This window comes from Rhodococcus sp. 06-462-5, from assembly GCF_002258315.1.
Lineage (GTDB): Bacteria > Actinomycetota > Actinomycetes > Mycobacteriales > Mycobacteriaceae > Rhodococcoides.
Genome location: NZ_NOYD01000001.1, coordinates 301,859 through 316,502 on the forward strand (window position 1 = coordinate 301,859; position 14,644 = coordinate 316,502).

At 65.5% G+C, this 14,644-nt stretch carries 18 protein-coding genes; 8 read left to right on the plus strand and 10 right to left on the minus strand.

The features are described 5' to 3' along the window. Window positions 1-275 precede the first annotated feature (275 nt). The 3 genes from CH251_RS01500 to CH251_RS01510 all read right to left on the minus strand — a co-directional run bounded on the left by CH251_RS01500 (window position 276) and on the right by CH251_RS01510 (window position 3,058). The gene (locus CH251_RS01500) at window positions 276-1,115 is read right to left on the minus strand and encodes a DUF692 domain-containing protein (protein WP_094611486.1); all 840 of its coding nucleotides are present in this window, start codon (window positions 1,113-1,115) and stop codon (window positions 276-278) included. Further along, window positions 1,112-2,011, minus strand: coding sequence for a TIGR04222 domain-containing membrane protein (locus tag CH251_RS01505; protein ID WP_094611487.1), 900 nt, complete (start codon window positions 2,009-2,011; stop codon window positions 1,112-1,114). Before CH251_RS01505 ends, CH251_RS01500 begins: the two co-directional genes overlap by 4 nt. Window positions 2,012-2,110: 99 nt before the next feature. Next, window positions 2,111-3,058: a TIGR04222 domain-containing membrane protein gene (locus CH251_RS01510; RefSeq protein ID WP_094611488.1), complete on the minus strand. Its 948-nt coding sequence runs from the start codon at window positions 3,056-3,058 to the stop codon at window positions 2,111-2,113. A gap of 171 nt (window positions 3,059-3,229) precedes the next feature. Between CH251_RS01510 and CH251_RS01515 the strand changes: the two genes are divergently transcribed. Genes CH251_RS01515 through CH251_RS01525 form a run of 3 tightly spaced genes read left to right on the plus strand, consistent with a single transcriptional unit; the run spans window position 3,230 to window position 6,871 of the window. Further along, a complete protein-coding gene (locus CH251_RS01515) occupies window positions 3,230-4,513 on the plus strand; it encodes an HNH endonuclease signature motif containing protein (protein ID WP_179273680.1) in 1,284 nt (427 codons plus the stop codon). Window positions 4,514-4,573: 60 nt separating this feature from the next. Further along, on the plus strand, window positions 4,574-5,872 hold the full coding sequence (locus tag CH251_RS01520; RefSeq protein WP_094611490.1) for a lipase family protein: 1,299 nt from the start codon (window positions 4,574-4,576) through the stop codon (window positions 5,870-5,872). 15 nt (window positions 5,873-5,887) lie between these two features. Continuing rightward, window positions 5,888-6,871 carry an endonuclease/exonuclease/phosphatase family protein gene (locus CH251_RS01525; protein ID WP_094611491.1) on the plus strand — a complete coding sequence of 328 codons (984 nt, stop codon included), beginning with the start codon at window positions 5,888-5,890 and terminating at the stop codon, window positions 6,869-6,871. Here the strand turns inward: CH251_RS01525 and CH251_RS01530 are convergent. The 7 genes from CH251_RS01530 to CH251_RS01560 are packed head-to-tail and all read right to left on the minus strand — an operon-like array spanning window position 6,864 to window position 9,598. Beyond that, window positions 6,864-7,442 (minus strand): hypothetical protein, encoded by a 579-nt coding sequence (locus CH251_RS01530; RefSeq protein WP_094611492.1) that lies wholly within the window; start codon window positions 7,440-7,442, stop codon window positions 6,864-6,866. The genes CH251_RS01525 and CH251_RS01530 overlap by 8 nt on opposite strands. After that, window positions 7,439-7,981, minus strand: coding sequence for a DUF6286 domain-containing protein (locus CH251_RS01535; RefSeq protein WP_094611493.1), 543 nt, complete (start codon window positions 7,979-7,981; stop codon window positions 7,439-7,441). The genes CH251_RS01530 and CH251_RS01535 overlap by 4 nt, the downstream gene beginning before the upstream one ends. Then, window positions 7,978-8,346, minus strand: coding sequence for an Asp23/Gls24 family envelope stress response protein (locus CH251_RS01540; RefSeq protein WP_179273681.1), 369 nt, complete (start codon window positions 8,344-8,346; stop codon window positions 7,978-7,980). Before CH251_RS01540 ends, CH251_RS01535 begins: the two co-directional genes overlap by 4 nt. Further along, on the minus strand, window positions 8,339-8,518 hold the full coding sequence (locus CH251_RS01545) for a hypothetical protein (protein WP_027495126.1): 180 nt from the start codon (window positions 8,516-8,518) through the stop codon (window positions 8,339-8,341). The genes CH251_RS01540 and CH251_RS01545 overlap by 8 nt, the downstream gene beginning before the upstream one ends. A 15-nt stretch (window positions 8,519-8,533) precedes the next feature. Then, the gene (locus CH251_RS01550) at window positions 8,534-8,818 is read right to left on the minus strand and encodes a hypothetical protein (RefSeq protein WP_094611495.1); all 285 of its coding nucleotides are present in this window, start codon (window positions 8,816-8,818) and stop codon (window positions 8,534-8,536) included. A 4-nt stretch (window positions 8,819-8,822) separates the two neighbouring features. Beyond that, window positions 8,823-9,098 (minus strand): Asp23/Gls24 family envelope stress response protein, encoded by a 276-nt coding sequence (locus tag CH251_RS01555; RefSeq protein WP_094611662.1) that lies wholly within the window; start codon window positions 9,096-9,098, stop codon window positions 8,823-8,825. Window positions 9,099-9,109: 11 nt separating this feature from the next. Further along, window positions 9,110-9,598 (minus strand): Asp23/Gls24 family envelope stress response protein, encoded by a 489-nt coding sequence (locus CH251_RS01560; protein WP_032396878.1) that lies wholly within the window; start codon window positions 9,596-9,598, stop codon window positions 9,110-9,112. A gap of 171 nt (window positions 9,599-9,769) precedes the next feature. Here CH251_RS01560 and CH251_RS01565 point away from each other — a divergent pair, with 171 nt between their 5' ends. The 5 genes from CH251_RS01565 to kdpB all read left to right on the plus strand — a co-directional run bounded on the left by CH251_RS01565 (window position 9,770) and on the right by kdpB (window position 14,642). Further along, entirely contained in the window at window positions 9,770-10,327 is a 558-nt protein-coding gene (locus tag CH251_RS01565; protein WP_094611496.1) for an RNA polymerase sigma factor, read from the plus strand. Then, entirely contained in the window at window positions 10,312-10,785 is a 474-nt protein-coding gene (locus tag CH251_RS01570; RefSeq protein ID WP_094611497.1) for a hypothetical protein, read from the plus strand. The genes CH251_RS01565 and CH251_RS01570 overlap by 16 nt, the downstream gene beginning before the upstream one ends. 104 nt (window positions 10,786-10,889) lie before the next feature. Continuing rightward, the gene (locus tag CH251_RS01575) at window positions 10,890-10,973 is read left to right on the plus strand and encodes a potassium-transporting ATPase subunit F (protein ID WP_072691966.1); all 84 of its coding nucleotides are present in this window, start codon (window positions 10,890-10,892) and stop codon (window positions 10,971-10,973) included. A 7-nt stretch (window positions 10,974-10,980) separates the two neighbouring features. Then, window positions 10,981-12,645 (plus strand): potassium-transporting ATPase subunit KdpA, encoded by a 1,665-nt coding sequence (gene kdpA, locus CH251_RS01580; RefSeq protein WP_094611498.1) that lies wholly within the window; start codon window positions 10,981-10,983, stop codon window positions 12,643-12,645. Next, window positions 12,642-14,642: a potassium-transporting ATPase subunit KdpB gene (kdpB, locus tag CH251_RS01585; RefSeq protein ID WP_094611499.1), complete on the plus strand. Its 2,001-nt coding sequence runs from the start codon at window positions 12,642-12,644 to the stop codon at window positions 14,640-14,642. The genes kdpA and kdpB overlap by 4 nt, the downstream gene beginning before the upstream one ends. Window positions 14,643-14,644: the final 2 nt, after the last annotated feature.

The following is a 14,644-nucleotide window of genomic DNA, read 5'->3' on the forward strand; positions in this document are numbered from 1 at the left end:
CTCTCCTGCCCGACGCATCGCCTCGTAGAAGGCCTGTGCATCGGCGGCGGTGGACACTTTCGGACGGTCGGATGCCCATCGGTCGAAGAGCTCGTCGTACCTCTCCCCCATCGCCGACGGCACCGCCGGATACCGAGCTGCGATCTCGGCTGCCCGCTTGCGCAGCAGAGCTCTTCGTGTGGCGTCTATGGTGGCCGAATCGAACCCCGGGGGCAGCTCGTCTCCCGCCACGAGCGCCCGGATGAGCTCCTTCTGACGTCGCGCCAGGTCCTCGCTCACATCGCTCGATCCGACAGCCGGTTCGGAGTGATTCGGGTCAGGCCTGCAGAATCGGCGATCGCATCGAGTTCGTCCAGTAGCTCGAGCTCGGGTGGATAGTGACCGTCGCGCTCGAGCATGATCGGCGCGCGGTACCCGGCCGCGGTGAATGCCCTGAGCAGCTCGAGTACGTCCTCGGGGACGGGGGCAGTGTGCGAGTCGTGGTAGACGCCGTCGCGTACGGTGCCACCGGCGATGTGGCAGTAGGCAATTCGGTCCAGCGGCAACCGGGCCAGTTCGGTCCACGGGTCGCGTCGGCGGTTGCGCGCGTTGGCGTAGACGTTGGCGATGTCCAAGACCAGAGACACTCCCGTACGTTCGACGATCTCCGTGAGAAATTCGCTCTCCGTGAGCTCGTCTTCCGGCCAATCGAATAGCGTCGCAATGTTTTCCACGGCCAGCGGAACAGCGAGCCCGTCCTGCGTCCGCGCAATGTTGCGGGTCAGTACCGTCACGGCCTCACGCGTCTGCGGCACCGGAAGCAGATGCCCGGCCTCGATACCGTCGGCGCGAACGAACGCGATGTGTTCGCTGACGATCGGTGAGCCGAGCAGCGAGGCCACCCGCTCCAAGAGCGCCACTCGGTGCGGCTCGACCGGCTCGGCACCGCCCAGCGACAAGCCGATTCCATGGGTGACGACAGGGACGCCCAACGAGGTGAGGCGCTCCGGTGCGTGATCCCCGATCGATTCGGCGATCACCTCACAGAACGCGAGCCCCGGCAATTGCGAGACGATCCCCGAAATCTCGGAGCGCCAGCCGATTCCGAGGCCGACGGGCAGGGCGGCCACGGTCATCCGCCGCACCCTCCGCCGCCGCCACACCCGCCGCCACCGCCACCGCTGTCTCCACTGCCACCGCTGCCTCCGCTGTCACCGCCGAATCCGAACGATGCAGCTCCGCCGGCGTGAGCAGTTCCGTAGCTGAGCGCTCCCGCCATGGCCGGATCGAGCATCAGCAGAGCGCCCGCTCCGAAGAGGGCGGCCGACATGCCCGCGCGTGACGGCCCGTACGCGGTGAAGGACGGACGAGAGCGCGGCGAAAGATAGTCGTTCTCGGTGCGAAGGCGTCGGAGCTCGGCGTCTCCGAGGGCGGTACGACGGCGTCGTCGAACTGCGAACGGAAGCGCCACGACCAGCATGACGACAATGCCGACGAGGAAGCCCACGGGCTTGTCGTTCGCGATGCCCGCAACGATGCGTGCGATGCCGACGGCCGCGACGAAGAGGATGGGGAACGCCCGGGTGAGCATCGGACGTTCGGCCGCTCCGTGGATCAGGCCTTCGTCTACGAGCGCGCTGCGCAGCTGCGCGCACGATCCGGACATGTTCGCCACCAGTCGGGATCGAACCAGGGGCGCTTTCCCGCTGCCGAGGCGTTCGAGGACGGTGCGGGTGAACCAATCGAGGTGTCTGCGCTCGGTATCGGTCAGTGCGCGCCGCGCTCTGCCCCGAGAATCGATGATGTCGGCACTGCGCAGGATCGCCAGCGAGGCCATCACGGCCTGCGTGTCGTCGGTGAGCGCCCCGACCTCTGGCGGCGTGAGCACCCGCCCCGTCGGAGACGTCGGAATCGACCGGTGTGCGGCGAGCCAGTTGCCGACCAGCGTGAGAACCACCGCGAGAACGGCTGCGAGCAGATACCACCGCAGGAAGTCTGCGCTGGCAATGCCCCAGGTATCGATATTCTGCACGGCTGCACCACCCTTCGGTCGGAACCAGCGTCTGGTGTCAGTATCGGGCCAAGCGGCGAGAAAGCAAGAGCAGTAACGTCCCCGCGGGGACGCAGCGTCTCAGCTGCCGCATCCGCCGCCTCCTCCGCCGCCGCCTCCGTCGCCGCCGCCTCCTCCACCGCCGCCTCCTCCACCGCCGCAGCCACCACCGCTGTATCCACTGTCAGTGACGCCGAATCCGGACGTACCGCCGAACCCGAACAACGGGGCCTGACCGACCTGGGCGACACCGTGACTCAATGCACCCGCCATCGCGGGATCGAGCACCAGCAACGCACTCGTTCCGAACAGCGCGGCCGACATTCCTGCGCGCGAGGGACCGTATGCGGTGAACGACGGACGAGAGCTGGGCGCGAGGTAGTCGTTCTCCTCACGAAGACGGCGAACTTCGGCCTCGCCGAGGGCGGTGCGTCGTGGCCGACGGTGCACGAAGGGGAGCGTCAGTAGCAGTAGGGCAATGGTTGCGACGAGAAACAGCTCCGGGTCGCCGCTCCTGAGACCCTGTATCACCCGTGCGACTCCGACGGCCACGACGAACAGTATGGGGAACACGCGGATCGTCGACGCGCCGAGCGTCGGCCGGCCGTAGAGCAGCCCTTCGTCGACCAGTCCTCTACGCAGTTTTGCGCAGGCCCCGGACGTGTTGGCGAAGAGTCGGGAGCGGACCAATGGCGCGGTGCCGCTACCGAGTCGCAAGAGGACGATGCGGGTGAACCAGTCGAGGCGGGTGAGTTCGGTGGTCGTGGGGGTTCGAAGGGAACGGCCTCTCGAGTCTATTACATCGGCTCCACGCAGGATGGCCAACGACGCCAGCACTGCCTGCCCGTCGCTGGTGAGCGCTCCGACCTCGGGCGGCGTGAGCACCCGCCCCGTCGAGGAAGCCGGAACGGACCGATGAACTGCAATCCAATTGCCCGCCACCGTCAGTACGACTGCGAGCACGGCTGCCAGCGAATACCACCGCAGGAAGTCCGAGCCGGATATGCCCCAGGTGTCGGTACCGATCATGCCTGCACCACCCTTCGCTCGGAAGAAGCGTCTGGTGTCAGTATCGGGCCAAGCGGCGAGAAAGCAAGAGCAATAACGTCCCCGCGGGGACGCGATGGTCTGCGATGAAGAGGTTCTGTCGGTGCCGTGTCGTACCGTTGTCGAACATGCATTCGATGAATGGGGGCGTTCATGATCGACATGTCCGAGGCGGAGTCCGAGGCGTTGCGAATCGAGACGAAGGAAATCGAGACCGAAATCTGCGCTCTGGCCGGTCAGATCGCTGCGGCGTCGGCGCAGTATCTGATTCTGGTGGGCGAGTTCGATGCGCGACGCGGATGGGCGGGGTGGGAAGTGCGGTCCTGTGCGCACTGGTTGTCCTGGCGTGCGGGGGTCGATCTGCACACCGCTCGTGAGCAGGTGCGCGTGGCCAAGGCCATGCGAGAGCTGCCGCTGATCACCTCGGCGTATCTGAACGGCACCATCTCGTACTCGAAGGTGCGCGCGATGACTCGCGTTGCGACGGCCGAGAACGAGGCGTCGTTGCTACAGAAGGCGCTCGACGCACCGGCCGCGCACATCGAACGTCTCTGCCGTGGTCTGAAGAAGGCAATGCGTCCGACCAGGGGAAACGGAGTCGACCTGAATCCGTGCGCGGGGCGATGGCGCTGGGACGAGGACGACGGCTCGCTCGTGCTGACGGCGCGCTTTCGGCCCGAGGACGGCAAGCGGTTTCTCGCTGCATTGACCAGAGCGGAGTACGAGCGCACCCGGACCGAGGGCGAATCCGAGGGTGACCGGGCGGCCCCGGCACCGCGCAACCCGGTGCCGGCGATGATCGCTATGGCCGAGATGGTCTGCGCTGCAATGGATTCACCGGTCGTCTCGCCTGCTGCAGAGGTGCTGGTGCATATCGGCGGGGTCGACGAAGCAGGGCCCGATCATGCTCATTTCGACGACGGGCCCGGCCTCGACGACGAGACTCTCGCTCAGGTGCTGTGTTCTGCAGTCATGCGGACCGTCGGCCACGGCCGGCTGGGAAAAACAGTGCGGTGGAGTTCGACGGCGAAAGTCCCGAGCCGAACCCAGTTGCGTCAGTTGATCATTCGAGATCGATGCTGCACGGTACCCGGGTGCGGGCGCACGCGATTTCTGCATGCTCATCACGTCACTTACCGCTCACGGGGAGGTGCGACGTCACTCGACAACCTGGTCCTGCTGTGCGGCGAACACCATCGAGCGCTGCACGACGGGTATTTCTTCATCGAAGTACTTGGCGATCAACGCTTCTCGTTTCACCATCCCTCGGGAGCCGAGATAATCCGCGCTCCCGCGGTGTCGGGAGACGCCGACGAGATCAGGCGACAGTACGGCGGCATCGCGCCCGACGCTATCGTCCCGAACTGGGGTGGTGAAGGCCTCGACCTCAGCTACGCGACCGATGTCCTGATCACCAATTGGCAGCAGGCTGCATGAAATGGGGTCGTCGAGGGCAAGTTAGTGTGACGACGAGACTCGGACAAGAAGCGGTGGGACATGAGCGTCGACAGATCGTTGGGGGACGAAACGCCCTGGCCGGTGGAACGAGCACCGAGCCGGAGCGACGCGACCAGGCCCGAGGACGACCCTTTCTACGCCGCGCCCGAGGGCTACGAAGCGGCTCTGCCGGGGACGATACTGAAGGTTCGGCCGGTCGAGGTCGCGATGTTCGGTCGCGTGCGCCAGCGAGTCGACGCGTGGCAGCTGCTCTACCGCACCGCTGATCTCGGTGGTTATCCCCAGGCCAGCGTCACGACGGTGTTGCGTCCGCGCAACGCCGAACCGGTACTGCTGTCGTATCAGTGTGCGATCGACGGCGTCGCATCCTCGTGTTTCCCGTCGTACGCGCTTCGGCGTGGTTCACGGGCGTTCGGTGCAGTTCCGCAGTTCGAGTTCCTGCTGGTACTGCATGCCTTGCGCCGTGGGTGGACCATCTCGATCCCGGATCACGAGGGTCCCGACGGACACTGGGGTTCGCCGCAGGAACCCGGGTTCTGCACGCTCGACGCCGTTCGCGCTGCGTTGTCGTTCGAGCCTCTGGACCTGCATTCGAGCACGCCGGTTGCGCTGTGGGGCTACTCGGGCGGCGGGCTCGCGACGTCCTGGGCGGCGGAGATGGCGCCGGAGTACGCGCCTGAGATAGAGGTGGTCGGTGCCGCTCTCGGTTCGCCCGTCGGAGATCCGGGGTCGGCGTTCACCAGGCTGAACGCAACGTTCCATTCGGCGCTGCCGACACTGGTGGTGGCGGGTCTGCGGCGTACCTATCCCGAGCTCGACCGGGTCATTCGCCAGTACGTCAACGAGGACGGAATGCGCATTCTCGATTCCGTTGAGTCGATGACGACCGTGCGCGCGGTGACCAAACTGGCGCGCCACGATCTGGATCGCTACATCGACGTTCCGTTGGCAGATTTGTTGGCTTTGCCCGAGATCGTGCAGGTGTTCCAGGACATTCAGCCGGGACGAACGGCTCCGACGGCGCCGCTGCTGGTCGTTCAATCGGTGCACGATCAGATCATCGCCGTCGACGACGTGGACGGGCAGGTGGATCGGTACATCGAGGCCGGTGCCCACGTGACCTATCTACGGGATCGCCTGAGCGAACACCTGTCGCTACACCCGCTCAGTGCGCCGCTGACATTGGACTGGCTGGCCGATCGATTCGCCGGACTGCCGACCGAAGAACCGTCGACACGATCGGTGTGGTCCACAGCGTTCTCGCTCTCGGCGGTGCGCGGATTGTTGTCGCTGACCTGGACGACCATCACAGCCTTGGTCGTCGGCATCCGGGCGTAGCTACCCTGAAGACCGATGAAACGAACCTGGATACGAATACTCACCGGCACGATCGCCATTCTGGGCATCGTCACCGGGCTCGTGGCGCTGGGCGTCTACTACACCGACACCCGGGTCAACGTCCTGATCGCGCTGGCGTCGTTCGTTCCGTTGATGTTCATCGCTGTCGTGGTCGGTGCCCTGGTGGCGCTGATCGGTCGGCGCTGGGTCCTGGCGGGAGTTTCTGCGCTGGTGCTAGCTGCGGGCGCATTTGCCTACGCACCGCTCTACGTGGCGGACGCGTCATCCGAGGACGCGACGGGCAGCGAGGGCGTGCGGCTGCGCGTGATGCAGGCGAACCTGATGATCGGGCTGGCCGATCCGACTGTCGTGGTCGGTCAGGCCCGCGATCACTCCGTCGACGTCGTCACGATCCAGGAACTGACCGACGCGTCGGTGGTCGGCCTCCGCGACGCCGGCATGGAGGAGCTCTTCCCCTACAGCTACCTCCGGCCGTACGCGACGGGCGGCGGTGGAGCCGGAATCTACAGCCGGTTCCCGATCTCGGGCAACCGCGAACTCGACGGATACGGTCCGGTGAATCTGGCCACCGAGGTCGAGGTCCCCGGTTCCGAGCCGGTCACGCTGCTGGCCGTGCATCCCGGGCCCGCCTACGTCACCCCGGCCGACATCTGGACCGCCGAACTGGACACGCTCCGAAGCGATTTGGCGGCGGCGTCCGTCACCGGGCCGGTGATCGTCAGCGGCGACTTCAACACGACCTATTCGCACAAGAAGTTCCGCAACCTGCTCGATGCCGGATACTCCGATGCCGCAGCGCAATTGGGGAAGGGACTGATCCCCACGTATCCCACCGACAAGGGAACGCCCGCCGTCGTCGGGATCGACCATATCCTCACCAACACCGGCCATGCTCGGTCCCTGGAGCGAATCGATCTCCCCGGATCGGACCACCACGGGTTGATCGGGGAGATCGAGTTCTCCTCGAGCGTCAGCTGACGCGAACGACCTGCTTTCGAGACTTGCCGCACTGGAGCAGGATTCGGACGGCTGCCGGTGTTCCGTCGAGGGAGGTCACGATGTCGTCGCGCGTCTGTGCTGCCGCGCCTGCGACCTTGTCGAGCGACGTCACTGCGGGGTCGAGCGTCGCGGTGATCTCGACGACTCTCTGACCGCGATCTGACACCGAACGACCGGTCGCCGAGACGATCCCTTGGTGAGCGGCCAGGGACTTCGCGGCGCTTCGGGCAGCCGTTCCCAGGTCGACGCTGAGTCGACCGTCGACATCCGCATCCGCTGTCGACGCGAAGGCGACGGTGCCGACCGAACGTCGCGGGAGGTGCGCCAGCAGCCACCACAGACCGAGCAGCACGAGGACGATGGCGGCTGCTCCGAGAGCCCATGGCCACCAGCCGGCGTCGACGGCGGTGTCGACGAAGGCGGCGTCGACACGTTCGCGACCGGGGAACTTTCCGCGCTCCCAGGCAATCGCTCCGCCGCCGACGGCGATCAGGGCAAGGCCGACGATGGCGGTGCTGGTTCGGTCGACCGAAGCCGTTGCGCGCTTCACGATGCTTGTCCTGTCGTTCGCACTCGGGTGCGGACCTTGGGAGCCGACGCGAGTGGGCGGAGGGCGTCGTCCACGGAGGTGACGACGGAGGACTTCAGCTCCGAGGTGTCCGTGCCGTCGACGGTGGACACGGCGACGGTGACCTTCTTGTTGCCGGCCTTGGCGGTCGCGGAATCGACGCCGACACTGTCGAGGGCGGCGGTGCGGGCAACGGCTGCGACGTCGCCCTTACGGAGCCAGACGTCCTGCTCGGAGAGAGGGCGGTGGGTGCGTCGACGTGGACGAATCGCCACGAAGACGAGAATGAACCCGACGACGACTGCGGCGATTCCTCCCGGCAGCATCCACGGCTGAGCGGTAAGTCCGTCCAGGCTCGTGGCGGCCGGGCCGACCCACTCGGGGCCGTCGATGGCACCCAGATTCAGCAGCGCCTCGCGGCCGAGGACCACGCCTGCACCGATGAGGACGAGTGCGAACAGGATTGCGGGTACGGATGCGGTGGGATTGGCTACCGGCTTCTTGCTTGCCTTCTCGCTCATTGCACTCTCCCTTCTTCGTGGGTGGCCTCGGTGGGCACGCATTGGACGGTGACATCGACTCGGTCGACGGTGTAGATGCCCAGCTCCGACAGGTCACGTGCGACCGCGGCGCGAACGTCAGCGGCCACCTTCGCCAACGGTGACGGCCAGGTGACCGCCACCGCGACCTGCGCGCGAACGCGGGAGCCGCTGATCGTCACGTCGGCCTTGGGCAGGTCACGCCCACCGAGTACGCGCAATCCCGGCTGAGGCTTGGCGACCGCGTCGGTGCTGCGGGCGGCGAGGACGGCGAGTCGCTCGACGGCTTTGTGCTTGATCTCCAGCGAGCCGCGCTCACCGGGGTCTACAGCAGCTGCCTCAGTCACGACCGCGACCACGCATGATCGAGTTCAGGTCCAGTTCGCCGTCGATGTAGCGGCCGACGAAGAATCCGAGGCCGCCGAGAACGATGGCGATGAGGAAGCCGGTGAAACCGCCGGCCGCTGCGGCGATGGCCAGCAGAAGTCCCACGAACAAACCGATGGTTGCAGTGGTCATGGTGTTGATCTCCACTCAGAGTTCGAAGTAGTTGCGTCTGGTGACGCGTTTGCGGATCCGAGCGATCCGCTTGGGCAGAGTGCGTAGCGGGGACGGAATCGGCGAGGCGCGGAATGCCGTCGGCGCGCTCGCCGCGTTGGTCGGAGTCGAGGGAAGGACGGCGAAGCGTCGGTCGACCTCGGCGAGTTCGGCCATGTACCGAACCGGATCTCCGCCGAGATCCGGGTGGTGTTCGCGCGCCACAGCGCGCCGAGCCGCCTTGTACGCGGCGGCTCGGTCGTGCGCTGCATGCTCGTTCACCTGGTCAGACTCGCACAATGTCCTCGACGGTGACGTGCACGGGCCCGTCGACCATCGCTGCCACTGTGCGACGCACGGCGTCGGCGGTTTCGCGTACCGCGACCCCGAACTCGAGAGTCACGTGAATCTCGGTGCCCTCGTCGCCGATTCGGATACCGGCGATGCGTCGTCCGGGAAGGTACGTAGCGGCCTCACCGAACATGCCGCCGTGCAGCCCGACGACACCGTCGATCGCCAGAACGGCGTCGGCGATGTCCTCGGACCTGTCGCGCTCCGTCATGTGCGGATCGGTCACTGCACTCGGGTGGAGGGGGCCTCGGTGGTCTCCTCGTCGTCCGAGCCGTCGTCGAGGTAGATGTCGTGGACGACGATGTTGACCTCGGTGACCTCGAGGCCGGTCATGCGCTCGACGGCGTTGATGACGTTGCGACGAATGCCCGCTGCGAGGTCTGCAATGGAGACGCCGTAGTCGGCGACGATGTCGATGTCGACTGCGGCCTGACGCTCGCCGACCTCCACCGAGACGCCCTGTGACTGGTTGACGCGGGCACCCGGGATGCGCTCGCGGAGAGCACCGATCGCGCGGCTCGCTCCGCCGCCGACGGCGTGCACGCCCTGAACTTCACGGGTGGCGATGCCGGCGATCTTGGAGACGACGGTGTCGGCAATGGTGGTGCGGCCCTGCGAGCTGACGAGCACGGAGTCCGACTTCGTGGTGATGTCGGTCTTTCCCTCGCCTGCAGCGGATACGGTTGCCTTGGTGTCCGTCGTGGAGCTCATGAATGCCTCTCTTCGTTGAGTGTCGTGCAGAGTGTGTGACAGGAGTTGGTCGTAGCTCGATGGTCGAAACGCACGTCCGGATAAAGTGACCTACGTCATAGATTACGTCCGCTGGTAAACCGGTATCGAAGACATGCGTGATCGATGACCGCTACGTGAACTGGGGGCCCGATGGAGTGGGTTGATGCATCGGACCGCGTACTCGTCGGCGCGGCCGCGCTCGGCGAGACGGATGCGTTCGAGGAGATCGTCCGGCGCTACGGTCCGGAGATGTTCCGGTACGCGCGAAACATGCTGTCCGATCAGGGCGCGGCCGAGGAGGTGGTGCAGGACGCGTTCGTCGCAGCGTGGAAGGGGCTGGACAACTTTCGAGGCGACTCGGCTCTGCGAACATGGTTGTTCTCGTTGGTGTCGCACAAAGTGATCGATCATCGACGACGTCGCAGCGTTCCTCCAGCAGAAGATTGGGTATTCGAGCGAAAGAGCACCGGGGCGGGCAGTGATCCCGAAGCGGATGTCGAGGCCGACAGTTTCATGGCCGAGCTCGGAGTCGCGTTGGCCGAACTGCCCTACCGCCAGCGGGCCTGCTGGCTGCTCCGCGAGGTCGAGGGCATGACTCACCCCGAGATCGGCGCGATCATGACGTTGTCCGCAGGAGCGGTACGTGGTCAGTTGACCAGAGCACGAGCAACACTGAGCGAAAGGTTGGCAACATGGCGAACCCGGTAGAGCCGGATTCGGTTCTCGCGCGTGCTGCCACCGAACTTCGGGACGCACCTCAGGAACCGAATTGGGTGGATATCAGCGCGTCCATCATCACGAAAGTACGCAACACCACCAGGCGTACGTGGCCCATCGACAGCGCATTCCCTGCCGGCAGCGCATCTTCCACGGACGGGGCCCGGCCGCAGGACACGCTGAGGATCAGCGACCACATCGTCAAGACAACGCTCCGTCGTGCTCTGGCGGACGTTCACGGCGCACAGCCCACCGAGATCGACCTTCATCTCGACGACCACGCCTGCATCGGCCTGTTCATCGCGGTGATCGGGGTGTACGGCGACGACCTGCAGGCAGCGGGAGACGAGCTGGCGACCATCGCGATCGATGTCGTGTCGGATCTGCTGGGTACCGAACTCGATCGCGGCGTCGTCGACGTATGCGTCGACGACATCGAAGAGCGGTAGGCGAGAGCGCGCCTGCGTAAATATTGCGTCATAGCCGCTGGTTGCGGTCGTAAGAAAGCGTAAGGAAACCGTCTGCGGGCGGTGGCGGGATTCAGGATCGAGCAATGACCGAATTGCTCTGTCTCACGGTGGCCGCGTTCGTCGCGGTGTACCTGTTCGTCGCTCTCCTCGACCCGGAGAGGTTCTGACGCCGCCATGAATCCTGCTCTTCTGGCCGGTCTTCAGATCGCTGTGGTCATCGTCGTCCTGGCTGCGGCGTACGTGCCGCTCGGTGACTACATGGCCCGGGTGTTCGACTCGTCGCACGACACTCGCGTCGAGCGCCTGCTCTATCGAGTGGCCCGGGTGAACCGGTCCTCGGAACAGACGTGGATCGGCTACTCCACCAGCCTGCTCGGATTCTCGCTCGCCGGCGTCGTGTTCCTGTTCGTACTCCAGCGGATCCAAGGCGTGTTGCCGCTGAACGGGGGCCTGTCGGGGGTCAGCCCGGCGATGGCCTTCAACACCGCGGCCTCGTTCGTCACCAACACCAACTGGCAGTCGTACGTCCCCGAGACCACAATGTCGAATCTGACGCAGCCGCTGGGGCTCGCAGTGCAGAACTTCGTCTCTGCCGCAGTGGGTATCGCGGTCGCGATCGCCGTCATCCGCGGCTTCGTGCGGGTGTCCACAGGCGGTGAACTCGGGAACTTCTGGGTCGATCTCACCCGCGGGACGCTGCGCATTCTGCTGCCGCTCTCGCTGCTGGTGGCCGTGATCATGCTGACTCAGGGCACCGTCATGTCGTTCTCGACCGGCTTCACCTCAACCGGACTGGACGGGCAGACGGTCACCAATGCGCTTGCGCCCGTTGCATCCCAGGAGGCGATCAAGGAGATCGGCACCAACGGCGGCGGCATCCTCGCAGCCAACTCCGCGCATCCGTTCGAGAACCCGACGCCGCTGACCAACATCGTGCAGATCATCTCGTTGCTGTTGATCCCGGTCGCACTCACCCGCACCTTCGGCACCATGATCGGCAACCGCAAGCAGGGTCTGACTCTGCTTGCAGTCATGGCGACGCTGTGGGCCACGCTGCTCACCGTCACGCTGTTCGCGGAGTCGGGTACTCGAGGCGTCGCGGCAACGGCTGCAGGCGCGATGATGGAAGGCAAGGAGGTCCGCTTCGGTATTCCGGCATCGGCCTTGTTCGCCGTCTCCACCACCGGAACATCGACCGGTGCAGTCAATTCCGCGCACGACAGCATGTCCGCTCTCGGCGGCGGAGCCGTGCTGCTGAACATGCTGTTCGGTGAGATCGCGCCCGGCGGTGTCGGCACCGGTCTGTACGGGTTGCTGGTGTTGGCCGTGATCGCCGTCTTCGTCGGTGGGCTCCTCGTCGGCCGGACCCCGGAATTCCTCGGCAAGAAATTGGGTCGACGCGCTATCACGATGGCAGCGTTGTCGGTACTGGTGATGCCGATCCTCGTGCTCGTCGGCACATCCATCACCGTGATTCTCGAATCCACCACGAGTTATCAGGGCAACCCCGGCATCCACGGCTTCACCGAGGTGCTCTACGCCTATGCGTCGGCGTCCAACAACAACGGCAGCGCCTTCGGCGGACTGACGGTGACCAGCGACTGGTTCCAGATCTCTCTCGGCGTCGCCATGCTGCTCGGCCGCTTCCTGCCGATCGTCTTCGTACTGGCCCTGGCCGGATCGTTGGCGACGACCAAACGCAGCGCCCCCAACGCAGGCACCCTCCCAACCGACGGGCCGCTGTTCGGCACCTTGCTGATCGGTACTGCGATTCTCGTCGCCGCCCTCACCTTCTTCCCCGCACTTGCTCTCGGACCCATAGCAGAGGCCATGCAATGAACCTGTCACTGAGAACGGCCGTACCCGGAGCGTTCCGCAAACTCGATCCACGACATCTGGCCCGCAACCCGGTGATGTTCGTCGTGTTCCTCGGCTCCATCGTCACAACCGTGCTCTCGATCGCTCAGCCGTCGGTGTTCGCGTGGTTCGTCACCGGGTGGCTGTGGTTCACCGTGCTCTTCGCCAACCTCGCCGAGTCCGTGGCCGAAGGTCGAGGGAAAGCGCAGGCAGCGAGCCTACGAAAGGTGAAGCAGGACTATGTTGCTCGACGACGAACAGCATCCGGGGTCGAGGAGGTCGCGGGTGCGGAACTGGCGGTCGGCGACGAGGTGATCGTCTCGGCGGGCGAGGTCATTCCCGGTGACGGCGACGTCATCGAGGGCATCGCCACCGTCGACGAGTCCGCGATCACCGGTGAGTCCGCACCCGTGGTCCGCGAGTCCGGCGGCGATCGATCTGCCGTCACCGGCGGCACCATCGTGCTCTCCGATGAGATCGTCGTGAAAATCACTGCAGCGCAGGGTGAGACGTTCGTCGACCGGATGATCGCACTCGTCGAGGGCGCGGCTCGGCAGAAGACGCCGAACGAGATCGCCCTGAACATCCTGCTCGCCTCGCTGACGATCGTGTTCCTCTTCGCGGTGGTGGCCATCGGGCCGATGTCCGATTACGCAGGGCAGCAGCAGGATCCCATCCAGCTGATCGCGCTGTTGGTCTGCTTGATTCCGACGACCATCGGGGCACTGCTCTCGGCCATCGGCATCGCGGGAATGGACCGGTTGGTGCAACGCAACGTACTGGCGATGTCCGGCCGCGCCGTCGAGGCGGCAGGCGACATCGACACGTTGCTCATGGACAAGACCGGAACCATCACCTTCGGTAATCGTCGTGCGACCGGACTGCACCCGGCGACGGGCATCGATGCCGTCGAGCTGGCGCGCGCTGCCCGGCTGTCCTCATTGGCCGACGGCACTCCCGAGGGACGCAGCATCGTCGAACTGGTCGAGCGTGACTTCGAATCCGCAACGGCAGAGGGCGAATCCGAACGTGGCGAGTTCGTGGCCTTCACGGCGCAAACCCGGATGAGCGGGCTGGATCTACCGGGCATGGAGATCCGCAAGGGTGCAGCAGATTCGGTCTACGGCTGGATTCGTGAGGGCGGCGGCACAGCGGACCTCGACGCCACCGTGCACGACATCGCCCAGAACGGCGGGACCCCGTTGGTAGTGGCTGTACGCGAAACCGGTTCTGCTGCCCGTGCTCTCGGTGTCGTCGAACTCTCCGACGTGGTCAAGCCGGGCATCGCCGAGCGTTTCGCTCAACTGCGCGCCATGGGAATTCGGACGGTGATGGTGACCGGTGACAATCCACTCACCGCCAAGGCCATTGCCGCCGAGGCAGGGGTGGACGACTACCTGGCCGAGGCGACTCCGGAGGACAAGCTCACGCTCATTCGGCAGGAGCAGGAGGGCGGCAGGCTGGTCGCGATGACCGGCGACGGTACCAACGACGCCCCGGCTCTGGCGCAGGCCGACGTCGGTGTCGCGATGAACACCGGCACCTCTGCCGCCAAGGAAGCCGGCAACATGGTCGACCTCGATTCGGATCCCACCAAACTGATCGAGATCGTCGAGATCGGTAAGCAGTTGCTCATCACCCGCGGCGCGCTGACGACGTTCTCGCTGGCCAACGATCTGGCGAAGTACTTCGCGATTCTGCCGGCGATGTTCTCCACCGTCTATCCGCAGCTCGGTGGACTGAACATCATGCATCTGGCCACGCCGGAATCGGCGATCCTGTCGGCGGTGATCTTCAATGCGCTGGTGATCGTCGCACTGATCCCGTTGGCGCTCAAAGGTGTTCGATACACCCCGGCATCGGCGGCAGCGCTGCTGCGGCGCAACCTGCTTCTCTACGGCGTCGGCGGCGTCATCAGCCCGTTCGTCGGGATCTGGCTCATCGATCTACTCGTTCGACACATTCCAGGGATAGGCTGACC